Origin of the sequence: Bacillus sp. DC4300-2b2 (genome assembly GCF_049895685.1) — a bacterium.
Lineage (GTDB): Bacteria > Bacillota > Bacilli > Bacillales > Bacillaceae > Bacillus > Bacillus safensis.
Window position 1 is genome coordinate 543575 of the sequence record NZ_JAFCSW010000001.1, and the last position, 14405, is coordinate 557979.

Consider the following 14405-nt stretch of genomic DNA (forward strand, 5'->3'; position numbering starts at 1 on the left):
AACAGCTGGGGTTATTTTCCCCAGCTGCCATTCACTCTCTACCGACCAAAAACGCTCGCTTCTTGTTGAAGAATGCGGTTCAATTCTTCGGCATTTGCTGCCGGTTGATATTGTCCTCCACCCGCTTTTGCAACAGATTTTAGACTTTTTGCTTCTTTTTCATTTACGTCGAAGCCAATGATATTAACAATTGTATCTATCCCGTCTTCATGTAATTCCTTTGCTGCTTGTGAAGGACTTCCACCACAAGTTTCTTCACCATCACTGACAACATAAACAATATTTTTGCCTTCAGCCTGGTGATCTTCAAAATCTTGTTTCGTATCCGTTAATGCTTTTGCAAGTGGTGTCCAGCCAGTTGGCTTATACACGTTCAGTGCTTGCTGAAATGTTGATGGCTCATATGATCCAAATCCGTAAACGGCTTCAGAACTTGAACAAGATACGGCTTTCCCTGCATTTTTATTGGTTCCTTCATGACCAAACACACGAAGCAGAACTTGTGTATCTTCAGATAAAATACTCGCAAAGCTTTGAATAGACCGTTTAGCAATTTCGATTTTCTTTTCACCTTCAACTGACTGTGCCATGCTGCCGCTTAAATCGAGTAATATCACCACATGAGCAGGCGGCTCCTGTTTTGTTACAGCATGAGCTGGTGAAGAAAGAAGCAGGACAAGACTAGCCAAAATGGTTAATATGATATTTCTTTTCATCAATAAAAACCTCCATTTTTTTACTTTTGTACAGAAAAAGAGAAACGAAAGCATAAATCAATCGTTTCCCTTTTGTTCAGCAAGTTATTCGTGTAGTTTTAATGATTCTGCTGAAAAGATAGAACCCATTTCTTTACCAGTGCTTGCTTGGTAGTAATGGCCTTTACCAGCTTTGGCTACTTGCTTCAATTGACCTTCATAGCCATCGTTAAAGTCTAATCCGATCACATTTACAACAGTTGATCCTTTTGAGTTATGCAATTCTTTTGCTACTTTTACTGGATCTCCGCCACAAGTTTCTTCACCATCAGTGATTAAGTACACAATATGCTTTGTTCCTGCATGAAGCTGCTCATCCGCTTGTTTTGCATTTTCAAGTGCACGTGCAATCGGTGTCCACCCAGTTGGCCCAAGTCCGTTTAAAGAGTTTTCAAAGCTGTCTTTTTCATAAGGCTGTACGCCATAAACGCCTCTAATGACTTCACATGATTGAGCTTTACCTGAATTTTTGTTGTTTCCTTCAGAACCAAACAAGCTCATACGAATTTTAGCGTCTTTAGGAAGTGACTGAGCAAATTTAAATACCTCTTGTTTAGCGAGATCAAATTTGCGCTCTCCCTCTACTTTTCTTGCCATGCTTCCGCTTGCATCAAGTAAGATTGTCACTCTTACATCTTTGTTATGTTTTTTGACTGTAGATGCTTCTGCAAATACTGGTGAAGAGATTGACATAGATAATGTCAATACAGTTAAGGTTACGAGTGTGATTACTTTTTTCAACATACTTTTCCTTCCTCCTTATGTATTTGATTGAAACATCTTAATCGTAAATTATTCTGTCTTGGAATGGTATAGGACTCGGTCCCTTTTTCTCTTTCATCAAAATCACTAAAATTCTGTCAGATGTCTAGATATTTTCACCTAACACACCCATTATCCTCTCGTTTTCTCTGTCTTTCGAGGGACTTTGTATCAGCCATCAGTTCTTGTCAGGACATAAATGTTTAAGATTTCCTGACCTGCGTCTTAAGTCGTGATTTGACACATTCTGTTCAAATCTTTTTGAACAAACAAAAAATGCCTCATTTCTGAGGCACCTTTGCTTTATTTTTTAGCCATATACGTGTTGAGAAAACGATCGGCTGATTCGATTTGAATGCCTTTATAATAATGTTTCACGATGGCATCTACTTTTTTGCCAGCCTGCGCCATATAATGCGCACCATATTGACTCATGCCTACACCATGACCATATCCTTTTGTTGTAATGACAATCTGCTGGCCCTGGCGTTCCCATGTGAAGTCCGCTGAATGAAGGCCTAGTGATTCTCGAATGTCTCGGCCTGACAGTGTTTTACCGTTGATCACGGCTTTCGCTACTTGGTTTCCTGGTGTCCGTTCTACAATCTGTCCGACCTGAGCCTGCTGAGTGAGCGTCACACCTAATTTTTGCTGAAATTCACTTACAGAGATGGTTTTCTTGTTTTGAAATTTTGGCGATTTTTCGTCCCATTTACTTGAGACACTTTTCAAATAAGGGATTTCATTTTTCCAATAGGCTTCGGCATTTTCCGTTTTTCCATTACTTGTTGAAAAGAATGAAGCATCAATTGGTTTCTCATCATAAGTCAGCACTTTTCCTTGTGTGCTGGCGACAGCTTCCGTGACCTTTTTTAATTTCCAATTGTACGCTTTCCCCCAAATTTTCTTAAGTTCCTGTTTGTTTTTGTAAACTTGGAACATTTGGGTATCATCTACAAGAGAACCCTTAGGTGATTTGACAGTCTTATCACTGATCATTTGTCTGACGATATACGTTCTTGCTGCGAGCGCTTGTGCCTTGAGTGCTTCCATTTCAAAATCAGCTGGCATTTCAGATGCTACGACACCGATCACATACTCTTCTAAGGGGATGTTTTCTACCTGCTGATGAGCAGAGCGATAGACGGGGATAGCGACGGGTGATTGCTTCAATTTGACTGAACCCTTCACTTCTTTTTTAACTGATGGTTCCGCTGCTACGTGCTGGCTAGCCGCCGGCTTCCCTTGGAATGTCGGCAACACAAGTAATGTTGGAATCATTAAAATGATGATGCATATTCCTGCGATTGTCCATATCATTGGTTTCATATTTGGCTGCCCCCATTTGTCATTGAATCTCTTTTATCCTATGGGCAGGGACAAGCTAATATGACAGCTTCTTTCATTTAGTGGACAAGTCTTTTATGGAGGGTATGAGGCTGTCCTTCAAATGGATTTTACTGTTCGTCTGTATGAATAAAATTTAAGATGGTTGGATACACTAATGATAAGCTTCGTGAAATGAAGCATTCTATGATTCTAAAAAAAAATCAGCATGCCCAATGGACACACTGATTTCTTTAATGACTAAGCGTTCAGATCTGATACAACTTGTTCTTGTGTCACATCTGCTGATTCATCGTTTACTCTTTCAATGTCTGCACCGATTGCTGCAAGCTTTTGGTGGAAGTTCACGTAACCACGGTCAATATGCTTCAACTCTGTGACACGTGTATGACCTTCTGCCACTAATCCAGCAAGTACAAGTGCTGCTCCTGCTCTTAAATCAGTCGCTGCCACTTCAGCACCTTGAAGTTGAACTGGCCCATTGATAATGACAGAGCGACCCTCAATTTTAATATCGCCATTCATGCGGCGGAATTCTTCAGCATGCATAAAGCGGTTTTCAAACACCGTTTCTGTGATCATGCTTGTTCCGTTCGCACGAAGCAATAGCGCCATCATCTGAGATTGCATATCCGTTGGGAACCCAGGATGTGGCATTGTTTTTAGATCAATTGGCTTGAGCTCAGATGGTCCAATGACTCTTAAACCTTCTTCTTCTTCAATGATCTGAATACCCATTTCTTCCATTTTTGCAACAAGTGATGTCATGTGCTCTGGCACTGCGCCTTTTACAAGAACATTTCCTTCTGTAATGGCTGCTGCCACCATGAAAGTACCTGCTTCAATTCTGTCAGGGATGATGTTGTGTTTTGCACCGTGAAGTGTTTCCACACCTTCGATTTTGATTGTACCAGTACCAGCACCGCGAACCTTACCGCCCATGGCATTGATGTAGTTTGCTAAATCAACAATTTCAGGTTCTTTTGCTACGTTTTCTAAAATTGTTGTTCCTTCAGCTAATGCTGCTGCCATGATGATGTTTTCAGTTGCCCCTACACTTGGGAAATCCAAATAGATTTTTGCACCTTTTAAACGGCCTTTTACTTCAGCCTCGATGAAACCATTACCTACTTGAATTTTAGCTCCCATTGCTTCAAAGCCTTTTAAATGCTGATCAATTGGTCTTGAACCAATTGCACAGCCTCCAGGTAATGCAACTCTTGCATGACCTGTTCTTGCTAAAAGTGGTCCCATGACAAGCACGGATGCTCTCATTTTACGGACATACTCAAACGGAGCCTCAGTTTCTAGTGCATGAGATGCATCAACTGATACTTCGTTATTTTCAAAATGTACTTCTGCTCCTAAATGACGTAACACTTCATTGATTGTATATACATCGGAGAGCGTAGGTACATCACAAATTACGCTTTTTTCTGTACTTGCTAACAAAGATGCAGCGATAACTGGTAAAACGGCATTTTTTGCGCCTTCTACTTTAACTGTGCCGTTTAACTTTTGACCGCCGCGGACGATGATTTTTTCCAAGGTCTTCCCCTCCGCGTCCCAAATTCTCTATATTAATATTCAGTCGTTACGATTGGTGTGCCAACCGTAATCGTATGATTTTCGTTCATTTCCGAACTTCTGATGGCAATTTGAACATTCATTTTATCATTTGAAGTCATAATGAACTGTTCCCACTTATCTGTGTAAGCGGAAAGCGACACAAAATTAGACTCAACGAGATACTCAACTGGTTTTGCTTGAAATTCATTTGCTAACGTTTCAGCTTTTTTTTGCAAAACAACATCCATCATACCATTTACATGACCATCGAGACAAGTAAAAATTACAATTTTCTCTTGTAATATGCTTTTTGCATGACGTACGAACTGATCATATGTATGCTCCCAGGTATTCAGTGGGCGAGCACCTTTTTGCTCATATAATAAATACGACTTTTGATTTGATTTTGTGTCGGTCTTCACGAGTAAAATTTTCGATTCTGTATCATTTTTTTCATCTTTGTAAATTCCTGTGACTTTGGTGACATGTTGTTCTTTTTTTTCGGTCCACTCATACTGTCGTAGTTCGTCTTTCAAACGTTTCACTTTTTTTGAAAATTGTTCGGATGAAATATCTACATTTGTTTTGGCATGAAGGGTCCATCCATCGACTTCGATTTGCTGGTTTTTCAAACCTTCTGCTATTTGAGCGAGCGGAGAAGATTCTTCCGCACGAATCCCTTGAATCATCAGAACAAAAAAAAGAATAAACGCAAATAATGGCCAACCTTTCAAATACTTTCTCACCTGTCATTCCCCCTTGCTACAAGTGTTGCCGCAAGGAGGTCAATACATACGTGGAAAAGTCAACAAAAGGCGAGCCTTATGACCCTTCTTTTTACGTTCCCGCAGAAGGCCGTGACCAAACCTTTTATGTTAGAACATATAAGGAATTTGTCTGGAGAAATTTAAGTAATCAAGGAAGAAATTGCTGACCGCAGATGCGATCGCAATGGTAATGAGCATCATCAGCAGCCTTGCTTGAACAATTTTCCCTTTTTTAATGAGTGGATCAATATTTACAGCAAGCAGTGCCCACCATGTAACCGCGATAAAAAATAGGTGAATCACAATGCCCACGATTGCTTGTTGTCCTACGTCTTCCATACAATTGAATCCTCCTTTTATTTATTTCTGTAAAGGAAAACTCCCTTTCATTATATCCTCGAAAATCGGAAAGATGAATCATTTGGAAAAAAGAGCTACATTTAGTGTGAATCCCCTCTTATCCTGATGCCAAGGAGATGATATACTGCGTGTGGAAGGAGCTGAACACATTGAAAGATTCTTTTCCTGACTTTGTTGATTTGTACGGAGAATTGGTTCCCTCATTTGATCATGAATGGGAGGCCATTGCTTTCTACTTTGATTATAGACAGACACAGCTAGAAGAATTAGCACAATTGTGTCATTTTCATAACATTTCTTTGGATTACTCTGAGGAAAGCCTGTATCAGTTAGAATCACTATACTTTGATGCATTGACCAAGCAGCTGTTCGCTGAGTGGAAAATGCCAATAGATGCATTAGAAGCGATGATGAGTGTGTATTTAGGAGAGGTTGTCATCCGTCATCATTCAGATGCTGACTGGGTAGTGCGGCCTTATATGGACTCTTCGCACCAATATACGCTTGGCTTACGCAGAAACAATAAAACATGGCATTGCAGTACGCAATTTTGCGAGCAGTTATATTTAGAAAAGCAAGCATCTCATCCTTATGTGTCGATGTATCAATCTCTCATGTCATCCTAAAAAAAATCCTTCTTATCACTGTGATAAGAAGGATTTTCTATTTTATTTCCCTGCTACATTTAAACGGTTTAATGCCCGTTTTAATGCGAGTTCCGCCCGGCGTACATCACTTTCATTCGGGTGGTTCAAATGCTCTTCAGCACGCTGTTTCGCTGATTTAGCACGATCAACATCAACTTTGTCTGATGTTTCAGCGGCCTGAGCAAGAATCGTTACTTGTTCAGGGCGGACTTCAACAAACCCGCCACTTACTGCAACCAATTCAGTTGATCCACTATGTTTTAAGCGAACTGCACCGATTTTTAGCGGAGCAACCATTGGAACGTGGCCAGCTAAAATACCAAGCTCACCGCTTTCTGCTCTTACACTGACCATTTCCACATCCGCTTGATACACTGGGCCGTCGGGAGTAACGATATTGACTTGAACGGTCTTCATGCTTTTACCCTCCTAAGGACCAGATTAGGCCTCTACACCCATCTCTTTGGCTTTTTCAACCACTTCTTCAATGCGTCCAACTAAGCGGAATGCATCTTCTGGAAGGTGATCGTATTTACCAGATAAGATTTCCTTGAAGCCTTTAACAGTTTCTTTCAATGGCACATAAGAACCTTTTTGGCCAGTGAACTGCTCTGCTACGTGGAAGTTTTGAGATAGGAAGAATTGAACACGACGCGCTCTGTGTACCACAAGCTTATCGTCCTCAGATAATTCATCCATACCTAAAATGGCAATGATATCTTGTAATTCTTTATAGCGCTGCAATGTTTGCTGCACTTCACGCGCAATCGCATAATGCTCTTCGCCAACGATCTCAGGTGCAAGTGCACGAGATGTTGAAGCAAGAGGATCAACCGCTGGATAAATACCCATTTCAGTCAGCTTACGCTCAAGGTTTGTCGTTGCATCAAGGTGAGCGAACGTAGTTGCTGGAGCTGGATCCGTATAGTCATCCGCAGGTACATAGATCGCTTGAATCGATGTAACAGATCCTACGTTTGTAGACGTGATACGCTCTTGCAGCTGACCCATTTCTGTTGCAAGTGTCGGCTGATAACCTACCGCTGAAGGCATACGTCCAAGAAGGGCTGAAACTTCAGAACCTGCTTGTGTAAAACGATAGATGTTATCAATGAAGAACAATACGTCTTGACCTTGTTCATCACGGAAATGCTCTGCCATTGTCAAACCAGTTAGGGCAACACGCATACGTGCACCTGGCGGCTCATTCATTTGGCCGAAGACCATGGCTGTTTTTTCGATAACGCCAGAATCTTTCATTTCGTAGTAAAGGTCGTTTCCTTCACGTGTACGCTCTCCAACACCAGCGAATACAGAAATACCGCCGTGTTCTTGTGCGATGTTGTTGATTAATTCTTGAATCAGAACGGTTTTACCTACACCGGCTCCACCGAATAGACCGATCTTTCCACCTTTGATGTAAGGAGCAAGCAGGTCAACAACTTTGATACCTGTTTCAAGAATTTCAACTTCTGTAGAAAGTTGATCAAAAGAAGGCGCTTGTCTGTGGATTGGATCTCTTTGAGCTTCTACAAGTGGCTCATCTAAGTCAATGTTATCTCCCAGTACGTTGAATACACGTCCAAGTGTTACGTTACCAACTGGTACTGAAATTGGTTTTCCAAGGTCTACAGCTTCCATACCGCGCTTCACACCGTCTGTTGATGCCATTGCGATGGTTCTCACTGTATCATCACCTAAATGTAGTGCTACTTCTAAAGTTAAGTCGATATCAACTTCACTTTCGCTTTCCGCTTTATGCGAAACTTTGATCGCATTATAAATCTCAGGCAAGTGACCGTCTTCAAAACGAACGTCTACGACTGGTCCCATGATCTGACTGATGCGTCCTGTTTTCATTGCATTCCCTCCTGACAATTATTTCTATTCTAAGGCAGCTGCTCCGCCGACAATTTCTGTAATCTCTTGTGTAATCGCTGCTTGACGAGCACGGTTGTAAGAGAGTGTCAGGCTGTCGATCAATTCTTTTGCGTTGTCTGTTGCACTCTTCATTGCTGTCATTCTTGCAGCATGTTCACTTGCTTTGCTGTCAAGAAGCGCACCGAAAATCAAACTCTCTGCATATTGAGGAAGGAGAACTTCAAGAATTTCTTCTTCAGAAGGCTCAAACTCATAAGATGCGGAACGTTTATTTGGTGTCGCTGCGGCCGAAAGGTCCGTTAGCGGCAATAATTTCTTCTCTGTTACTTCTTGTGAAATCGCACTGACAAAGTGGTTGTAGAACATGTAAAGTTCGTCAAACGCTTCATCAGAGAACATTTGAACTGTGCTGCTTGCTAATTCTTTAATATCAGCAAACGCTACTTCGTCTCCAAGTCCTGTTACTTCAGAAATAACTGGAATACCACGCTTTTTGAAGAAGTCGCGTCCGATTTTACCAATGACAATCACCGCATATTCATCAGCGGATTGATGACGAGATTGAATGGTTTGGTAAGCGGCACGCAAAATCGAGCTGTTAAAAGGTCCTGCAAGCCCTCGATCAGATGTAATGACGAGATACCCTGTTTTCTTGACAGGTCTTGAAAGAAGCATTGGGTGCTTAGCACTTGTTCCAGTTGCGATTGCAGCAACCACTTCCTGGATTTTCTCCATGTAAGGAACAAAAGACTTCGCATTGTTTTCAGCACGATTCAGTTTCGCAGCTGATACCATTTGCATCGCTTTTGTGATCTGACTCGATTTTTTCGTTGACGTGATCCTTGACTTTATATCGCGTAATGAGGCCAAAGATTTCACCACCTTTTTTCAGGAATCCGTGTTCATTTACGTGAAAAGAGAGAAAAAGAGAATCTTTTTCTCTCGGAAAGATTACTAATTAGTTGCTTGGTGCAAACGTACGTTTAAAGCCTTCGATTGCTGTCTTCCACTCTTCATCAGCAGGCATATTTCCTGTTTGAGAGATTGTGTCAAACAAGCCTTTATGGTTTTCTTCAATGTACAAGAATAACTCAGCTTCAAAGCGTTTAACATCAGCAATGGCAACATCGTCTAAGTATCCTCTTGTTAGTGCGTAAAGAATCGCTACTTGTTTTTCAACTTTAAGCGGTTTGTTCAAGTCTTGTTTTAAGACTTCAACTGTTCTTGCACCACGGTTTAATTTCGCTTGAGTCGCTTGGTCTAGATCAGATCCAAACTGAGCGAATGCTTCAAGCTCACGATAAGAAGCAAGATCCAGACGAAGTGTACCTGCTACCTTTTTCATCGCTTTGATTTGTGCAGAACCACCCACACGAGATACAGACAATCCTGCGTTTACCGCTGGACGTACGCCTGAGAAGAAGAGGTCAGATTGTAAGAAAATCTGTCCATCTGTAATGGAAATAACGTTTGTTGGGATATATGCAGAAATATCGCCAGCTTGCGTTTCTACGAAAGGCAATGCTGTGATAGAACCGCCACCCTTTTCGTCACTAAGCTTCGCTGCACGTTCTAATAAACGAGAGTGAAGATAGAAAACATCACCAGGGAATGCCTCACGACCTGGAGGACGACGAAGCAATAATGAAAGCTCACGGTAAGCTGCCGCTTGTTTAGAAAGGTCATCATAGACAACAAGTACGTGCTTGCCGTTATACATGAATTCCTCACCCATCGTTACACCTGCATAAGGAGCAAGGTAAAGAAGTGGAGCTGGCTGTGATGCAGAAGCTGTGACAACGATTGTGTAGTCAAGCGCACCATGCTTACGAAGTGTTTCAACAACACCACGAACCGTTGATTCTTTTTGTCCGATGGCTACATAAATACAGATCATGTCTTGATCTTTTTGGTTTAGAATCGTATCGATTGCAACAGATGTTTTACCTGTTTGACGGTCACCAATGATCAATTCACGCTGTCCGCGGCCGATTGGAATCAAGGCATCAATTGCTTTAATTCCTGTTTGAAGCGGCTCATGTACAGATTTACGATCCATAACGCCAGGTGCTTCACTTTCGATTGGACGTGTTTTGCTTGTTAAGATTGGACCTAGTCCATCAACAGGCTGACCAAGCGGGTTCACAATACGTCCGATTAACTCTTCACCTACTGGAACCTCCATGATACGACCTGTACGTTTTACGTCGTCACCTTCGCGGATATCTTTGTAAGGTCCTAAAATAACGATACCTACGTTAGACTCCTCAAGGTTTTGAGCCATACCCATTACACCGTTAGAGAACTCAACCAGCTCTCCTGCCATAATGTTGTCAAGGCCATGTACACGCGCGATACCGTCCCCTACTTGAATGACTGTACCGACATCTTTTACTTCAATTTCTGATTGATAGTTTTGGATTTGCTGCTTTATCAGCGCGCTAATCTCTTCAGCTTTGATACTCACTAAGGTTTCACCCCTTCTAACGATTTTCGCCTGCAAGCTGACGTTCAATGCGGGAAAGCTTTCCGCTGACACTGCCGTCATAAATGCGGTTTCCGATACGGATTTTCACTCCGCCTATTAGATCCTTGTCAATCACATTTTCAACACGCAGTGATGTGACTCCGGCTTTTTTGGCAAATACTTCAGATAAAGATTGAATTTCAGCACCGCTCAGCGGTTTCACTGAATACACGATCGCATCGTCTATTTGTTTCGTACGGTTTGCAAGTTTCACAAACTCAGACGTCATTTCAGAGAAAATATTCGTGCGTCCGCGGTCAATCAGTAAATACATTGTGTGCAATACATAAGTAGAAACACCTTTGAAAGCTTCAGCAATCAACTGTTTCTTTTTGTCTGCTGTAATCTTTGGATGAACAAGGAAGTCATTGAGTTCTTGATCAGCCTTTAGAACTTTTTTGATCTCATTCAGCTCTTTTTCAGTTTCGTCTACTGCCGAAGAAGCAAGAACGATGTCAAAAAGAGCAGAAGCGTAACGCTTAGAGACAATAGTTACGCTCATCGGCTTTCGCCTGCCTCTTTAAGGTACTCTTGAATCAACTTCTCTTGTGCCTGCTCATCAAGTTCTTTTTCAATCACTTTAGATGCAATCAGCACAGATAGTGATGCAACCTGCTCACGCAGTGCAGCCACAGCTTGTTCTTTTTCTTTCACGATTTCAGTTCTAGCAGACTCTTTCAAGCGCTCTGATTCTTGACGTGCTGCTTGAATGATCTCTTCTTTTTGTTTCTCACCAATCTTTTTCGCATTTTCGATGAGTGTATGTGATTCTTCGCGTGCTTCTTTCAATAAGACACGTTGTTCTTCAAGAAGCTTTTCAGCTTGAACGTGCTTTTCTTCAGCACTTGAAATTTCATTTCCTATATAATCTTCACGCTGCTTCATAATACCTAATAAAGGTTTAAGCGCAAATTTCTTTAAAAGTGCAAGCAAAATGAGCATAGCGATAAGCTGGAATAACATATCACCGGCGTTGAAGCTTAAGCCCCCTGCTCCTAAAACCACTGGTAACTGAGACATTTAGTACGGCAACTCCCTTCTTTAAATAATATGTTAAGAAACAAAACATAAAGGAATGGCGAAGTTTCGAACTAATCTGATCTTCGCCATTAAAATTCATATTAGAACGCTTCTCACATATTAACCAAAGAATGCCAAGAATGCGATAACGACAGCGATAATTGGAAGTGCCTCAACTAAAGCGACCCCGATGAACATAAGTGTTCTTAGTTCTCTACCAGCTTCTGGCTGACGAGCGATTCCTTCAACTGTTTTAGATACGATTAGACCGTTACCAATACCTGCTCCTAGTGCTCCTAAACCGATTGCAATTGCTGCTGCTATTAAATTCATTAAAAAGCTCCTCCTTTAAAATAACGTCCTTTTTGGACTCTCAATTTTTTTAGTGTTCGTCGCTGACTTTATGGGAAATGTACACCATTGTCAGCATGGTGAAGATAAATGCCTGGATGGTTCCGACAAACAAACTGAATGCCTGCCATACAATCATTGGCACGATAGCACCTAATGTACCAACGATACCAAGCGCAATGTTTTGCGAGTAGAAATTGGTCGCAAGTCCTGCAAGTAAACCAAGAAGAATCTCTCCAGCGAAAATATTTCCGTAAAGACGCAAACCAAGTGTTAGCGTGTTTGCAAATTCTTCAATAAGTTTCAATGGTACTAAAAGCGGAATTGGTCTAAAGTAGTCTTTCGTATATTCCTTGACTCCTTTTGCCTTGACACCATAGTAGTGTGTGAGACCCATGACCATAATTGCTAGTGTCATTGTGATTGCAGGATCAGCAGTTGGTGATTTCCACCACAAGTTGTGATCGACCGTAATCGAGAATGGCAGTCCAAGCATGTTTGAAACAAATATGTACATGAGTAATGTAACGCCAAGCGCTAGAAATGGGGCTCCTGTTTTCATGTCCATCGAACTACCTATGATATTTCGAACAAAATCAACGATCCATTCCATGAAGTTCTGCGCCTTAGTCGGACGAATAGACAGAACACGAGTAGTCAGCACCGCTATGAGAAGAACGATGATACTAGCAATCGTAATCATGAGAACATTGGATAAGTTGAACGTTAACCCTAAAAATTCTGTAGTTTTTGAACTGTGACCCAAAGAGTATTCACCTCTCTTCCATAGTAGAACGTTTAAGTTGAATGAAGGAATCTATCATAATGACAGGATATATTGTCATTAATCCTATAACAACACCTGCCAGATGAACTTCATTGGGGTAACGCCAAGCAATCGCTACTGCGAGAATCGCGTTGGCCCACCTGGCTGTACTTCCCATTGAACGAATGGATTTTCCTTTTTTAACCGCTCGATCAAAAGCGTGCATTCTCCGTATAAGTAGGAATAAATTAAAGAAAGCAAAAATTGTGCCGATAATGAAACCAAGAAACAGTGGTTTAAAACCAGGCATGGCATAGCCAAACACAAAAATTGCCAATAGATAGAACATATATTTACTCTGTCTGCGGAAAATCGCGTTTGGATCGTTCATTCATCTGACTCCCGATGAAAAATATTGTAAAAAAGGTGATAAATGGTGATGAAAACTGCGTAGAAGACGCTTATGATAAGCCGTCCTATTCGAAAAAAATCAATCACCCATCGGTCTAATTGCACAATCAGACTTGAAATCTTTAGATCTATGGGATGCTGCTTCATTCGTTGATACAAACCCTGATTATTAAAGGGTTCACAATGAGGATTAGTAGAGTGCTATAGGCTATGAAAACCTTACCATAATACCCTCGTTTAGCATACAATAGCGTCTATGATGTGTCAATCGGTTGAAAGTTAAAAAACTTTTCTATAGTGATAGAGCACACAAAATGTTCACAATTTCATCAAACTTTAGGAGAGATGTGACATTCATTGAAAAAAACAGCCAATGTTCAGTATACAATGATTTTTCTAAGAACGGTATCAACCGTTTGTCATATATTTCAAAAAGCCCACATGCACGTTTTGCATGTGGGCTTTTATTAAGACTTTCTTATTTCGTTCCATACATACGGTCACCAGCATCACCAAGACCTGGGATGATGTAACCTTTTTCGTTTAGTTTCTCATCTAATGCTGCAATGTAGATATCAACATCTGGATGATGCTTTTGCATTTCTTCTACACCTTCAGGGGCAGCAATCAGACACATGAAACGAATGTTTTTCGCACCGCGTTTTTTCAAGCTGTTTAACGCTTCGACTGCTGAGCCGCCAGTTGCAAGCATTGGATCTACTACGATAAATTCACGCTCTTCCACATCAGATGGAAGCTTCACATAATATTCAACAGGCTTTAATGTTTTCGGATCGCGGTATAAACCAACATGTCCCACTTTAGCAGCTGGAATGAGTTTCAAAATCCCGTCTACCATTCCAAGACCTGCTCTTAAAATTGGCACAACACCGAGTTTTTTACCTGAGATCACGTTTGATTTCGCTACTTGTACAGGTGTTTCTACATCTACCTCTTCAAGCGGTAAATCTCTTGTGATTTCAAATGCCATTAATGTTGCGACTTCATCCACTAGCTCTCTAAATTCTTTAGTTCCTGTATGAACGTCACGAATATATGTAAGTTTGTGCTGAATAAGCGGGTGATCAAATACATAAACCTTTGCCATAGCTTGCTACAACTCCTTTTCTGTCATCTTCCGGTGAACTTTGCACACTTCCTACAATTCTACATAAAAAGACATCATCTTTCAATATGATTCGCAAATCCTACAAAAAAAACCCACATGCCAAAAATAGGCAA

17 protein-coding genes are annotated in these 14405 nt (G+C 41.1%); 1 reads left to right on the plus strand and 16 read right to left on the minus strand.

From position 1 onward, the window contains the following. Positions 1-38 precede the first annotated feature (38 nt). The 6 genes from ACP69X_RS02800 to ACP69X_RS02825 all read right to left on the minus strand — a co-directional run bounded on the left by ACP69X_RS02800 (position 39) and on the right by ACP69X_RS02825 (position 5539). Complete coding sequence (locus tag ACP69X_RS02800) at positions 39-716, minus strand: VWA domain-containing protein (RefSeq protein WP_041087860.1); 678 nt, start codon at positions 714-716, stop codon at positions 39-41. Between the two features lie 84 nt (positions 717-800). After that, positions 801-1499: a VWA domain-containing protein gene (locus ACP69X_RS02805; RefSeq protein WP_080772281.1), complete on the minus strand. Its 699-nt coding sequence runs from the start codon at positions 1497-1499 to the stop codon at positions 801-803. Positions 1500-1820: 321 nt separating this feature from the next. Further along, the gene (gene spoIID, locus ACP69X_RS02810) at positions 1821-2846 is read right to left on the minus strand and encodes a stage II sporulation protein D (protein WP_041087858.1); all 1026 of its coding nucleotides are present in this window, start codon (positions 2844-2846) and stop codon (positions 1821-1823) included. Positions 2847-3104: 258 nt separating this feature from the next. Next, the gene (murA, locus tag ACP69X_RS02815; protein ID WP_024423722.1) at positions 3105-4412 is read right to left on the minus strand and encodes a UDP-N-acetylglucosamine 1-carboxyvinyltransferase; all 1308 of its coding nucleotides are present in this window, start codon (positions 4410-4412) and stop codon (positions 3105-3107) included. A 32-nt stretch (positions 4413-4444) separates the two neighbouring features. Next, a complete protein-coding gene (locus ACP69X_RS02820; protein WP_411264117.1) occupies positions 4445-5179 on the minus strand; it encodes a YwmB family TATA-box binding protein in 735 nt (244 codons plus the stop codon). A gap of 129 nt (positions 5180-5308) precedes the next feature. Further along, entirely contained in the window at positions 5309-5539 is a 231-nt protein-coding gene (locus ACP69X_RS02825) for a DUF1146 family protein (protein ID WP_024423724.1), read from the minus strand. 137 nt (positions 5540-5676) lie between these two features. On the opposite strand from ACP69X_RS02825, the gene ACP69X_RS02830 reads away from it, so the two are divergent. Continuing rightward, a complete protein-coding gene (locus ACP69X_RS02830; protein ID WP_395940728.1) occupies positions 5677-6186 on the plus strand; it encodes a hypothetical protein in 510 nt (169 codons plus the stop codon). Positions 6187-6228: 42 nt separating this feature from the next. Here the strand turns inward: ACP69X_RS02830 and ACP69X_RS02835 are convergent, their stop codons facing one another. From ACP69X_RS02835 to upp, 10 genes are all read right to left on the minus strand, one after another. Continuing rightward, positions 6229-6624, minus strand: a complete 396-nt coding sequence (locus ACP69X_RS02835; protein ID WP_003214592.1) for a F0F1 ATP synthase subunit epsilon — start codon at positions 6622-6624, stop codon at positions 6229-6231. A gap of 24 nt (positions 6625-6648) precedes the next feature. Then, positions 6649-8067 carry a F0F1 ATP synthase subunit beta gene (gene atpD, locus ACP69X_RS02840; RefSeq protein WP_041087854.1) on the minus strand — a complete coding sequence of 473 codons (1419 nt, stop codon included), beginning with the start codon at positions 8065-8067 and terminating at the stop codon, positions 6649-6651. 24 nt (positions 8068-8091) lie between these two features. Then, on the minus strand, positions 8092-8958 hold the full coding sequence (locus ACP69X_RS02845; protein WP_024423727.1) for a F0F1 ATP synthase subunit gamma: 867 nt from the start codon (positions 8956-8958) through the stop codon (positions 8092-8094). Positions 8959-9046: 88 nt separating this feature from the next. Further along, positions 9047-10555: a F0F1 ATP synthase subunit alpha gene (gene atpA / locus ACP69X_RS02850; RefSeq protein ID WP_024423728.1), complete on the minus strand. Its 1509-nt coding sequence runs from the start codon at positions 10553-10555 to the stop codon at positions 9047-9049. Between the two features lie 16 nt (positions 10556-10571). Then, positions 10572-11117, minus strand: a complete 546-nt coding sequence (locus ACP69X_RS02855) for a F0F1 ATP synthase subunit delta (RefSeq protein ID WP_047202549.1) — start codon at positions 11115-11117, stop codon at positions 10572-10574. Next, positions 11114-11635 carry a F0F1 ATP synthase subunit B gene (atpF, locus tag ACP69X_RS02860; protein WP_034281220.1) on the minus strand — a complete coding sequence of 174 codons (522 nt, stop codon included), beginning with the start codon at positions 11633-11635 and terminating at the stop codon, positions 11114-11116. Before atpF ends, ACP69X_RS02855 begins: the two co-directional genes overlap by 4 nt. A 120-nt stretch (positions 11636-11755) precedes the next feature. Continuing rightward, a complete protein-coding gene (gene atpE, locus ACP69X_RS02865; protein ID WP_003214968.1) occupies positions 11756-11968 on the minus strand; it encodes a F0F1 ATP synthase subunit C in 213 nt (70 codons plus the stop codon). Positions 11969-12017: 49 nt separating this feature from the next. Then, positions 12018-12752: a F0F1 ATP synthase subunit A gene (gene atpB / locus ACP69X_RS02870; protein WP_073978871.1), complete on the minus strand. Its 735-nt coding sequence runs from the start codon at positions 12750-12752 to the stop codon at positions 12018-12020. A gap of 7 nt (positions 12753-12759) precedes the next feature. Beyond that, positions 12760-13143, minus strand: coding sequence for an ATP synthase subunit I (locus ACP69X_RS02875; protein WP_024423731.1), 384 nt, complete (start codon positions 13141-13143; stop codon positions 12760-12762). 498 nt (positions 13144-13641) lie between these two features. After that, complete coding sequence (gene upp, locus ACP69X_RS02880; RefSeq protein WP_003214553.1) at positions 13642-14271, minus strand: uracil phosphoribosyltransferase; 630 nt, start codon at positions 14269-14271, stop codon at positions 13642-13644. Between the last annotated feature and the right edge of the window lie 134 nt (positions 14272-14405).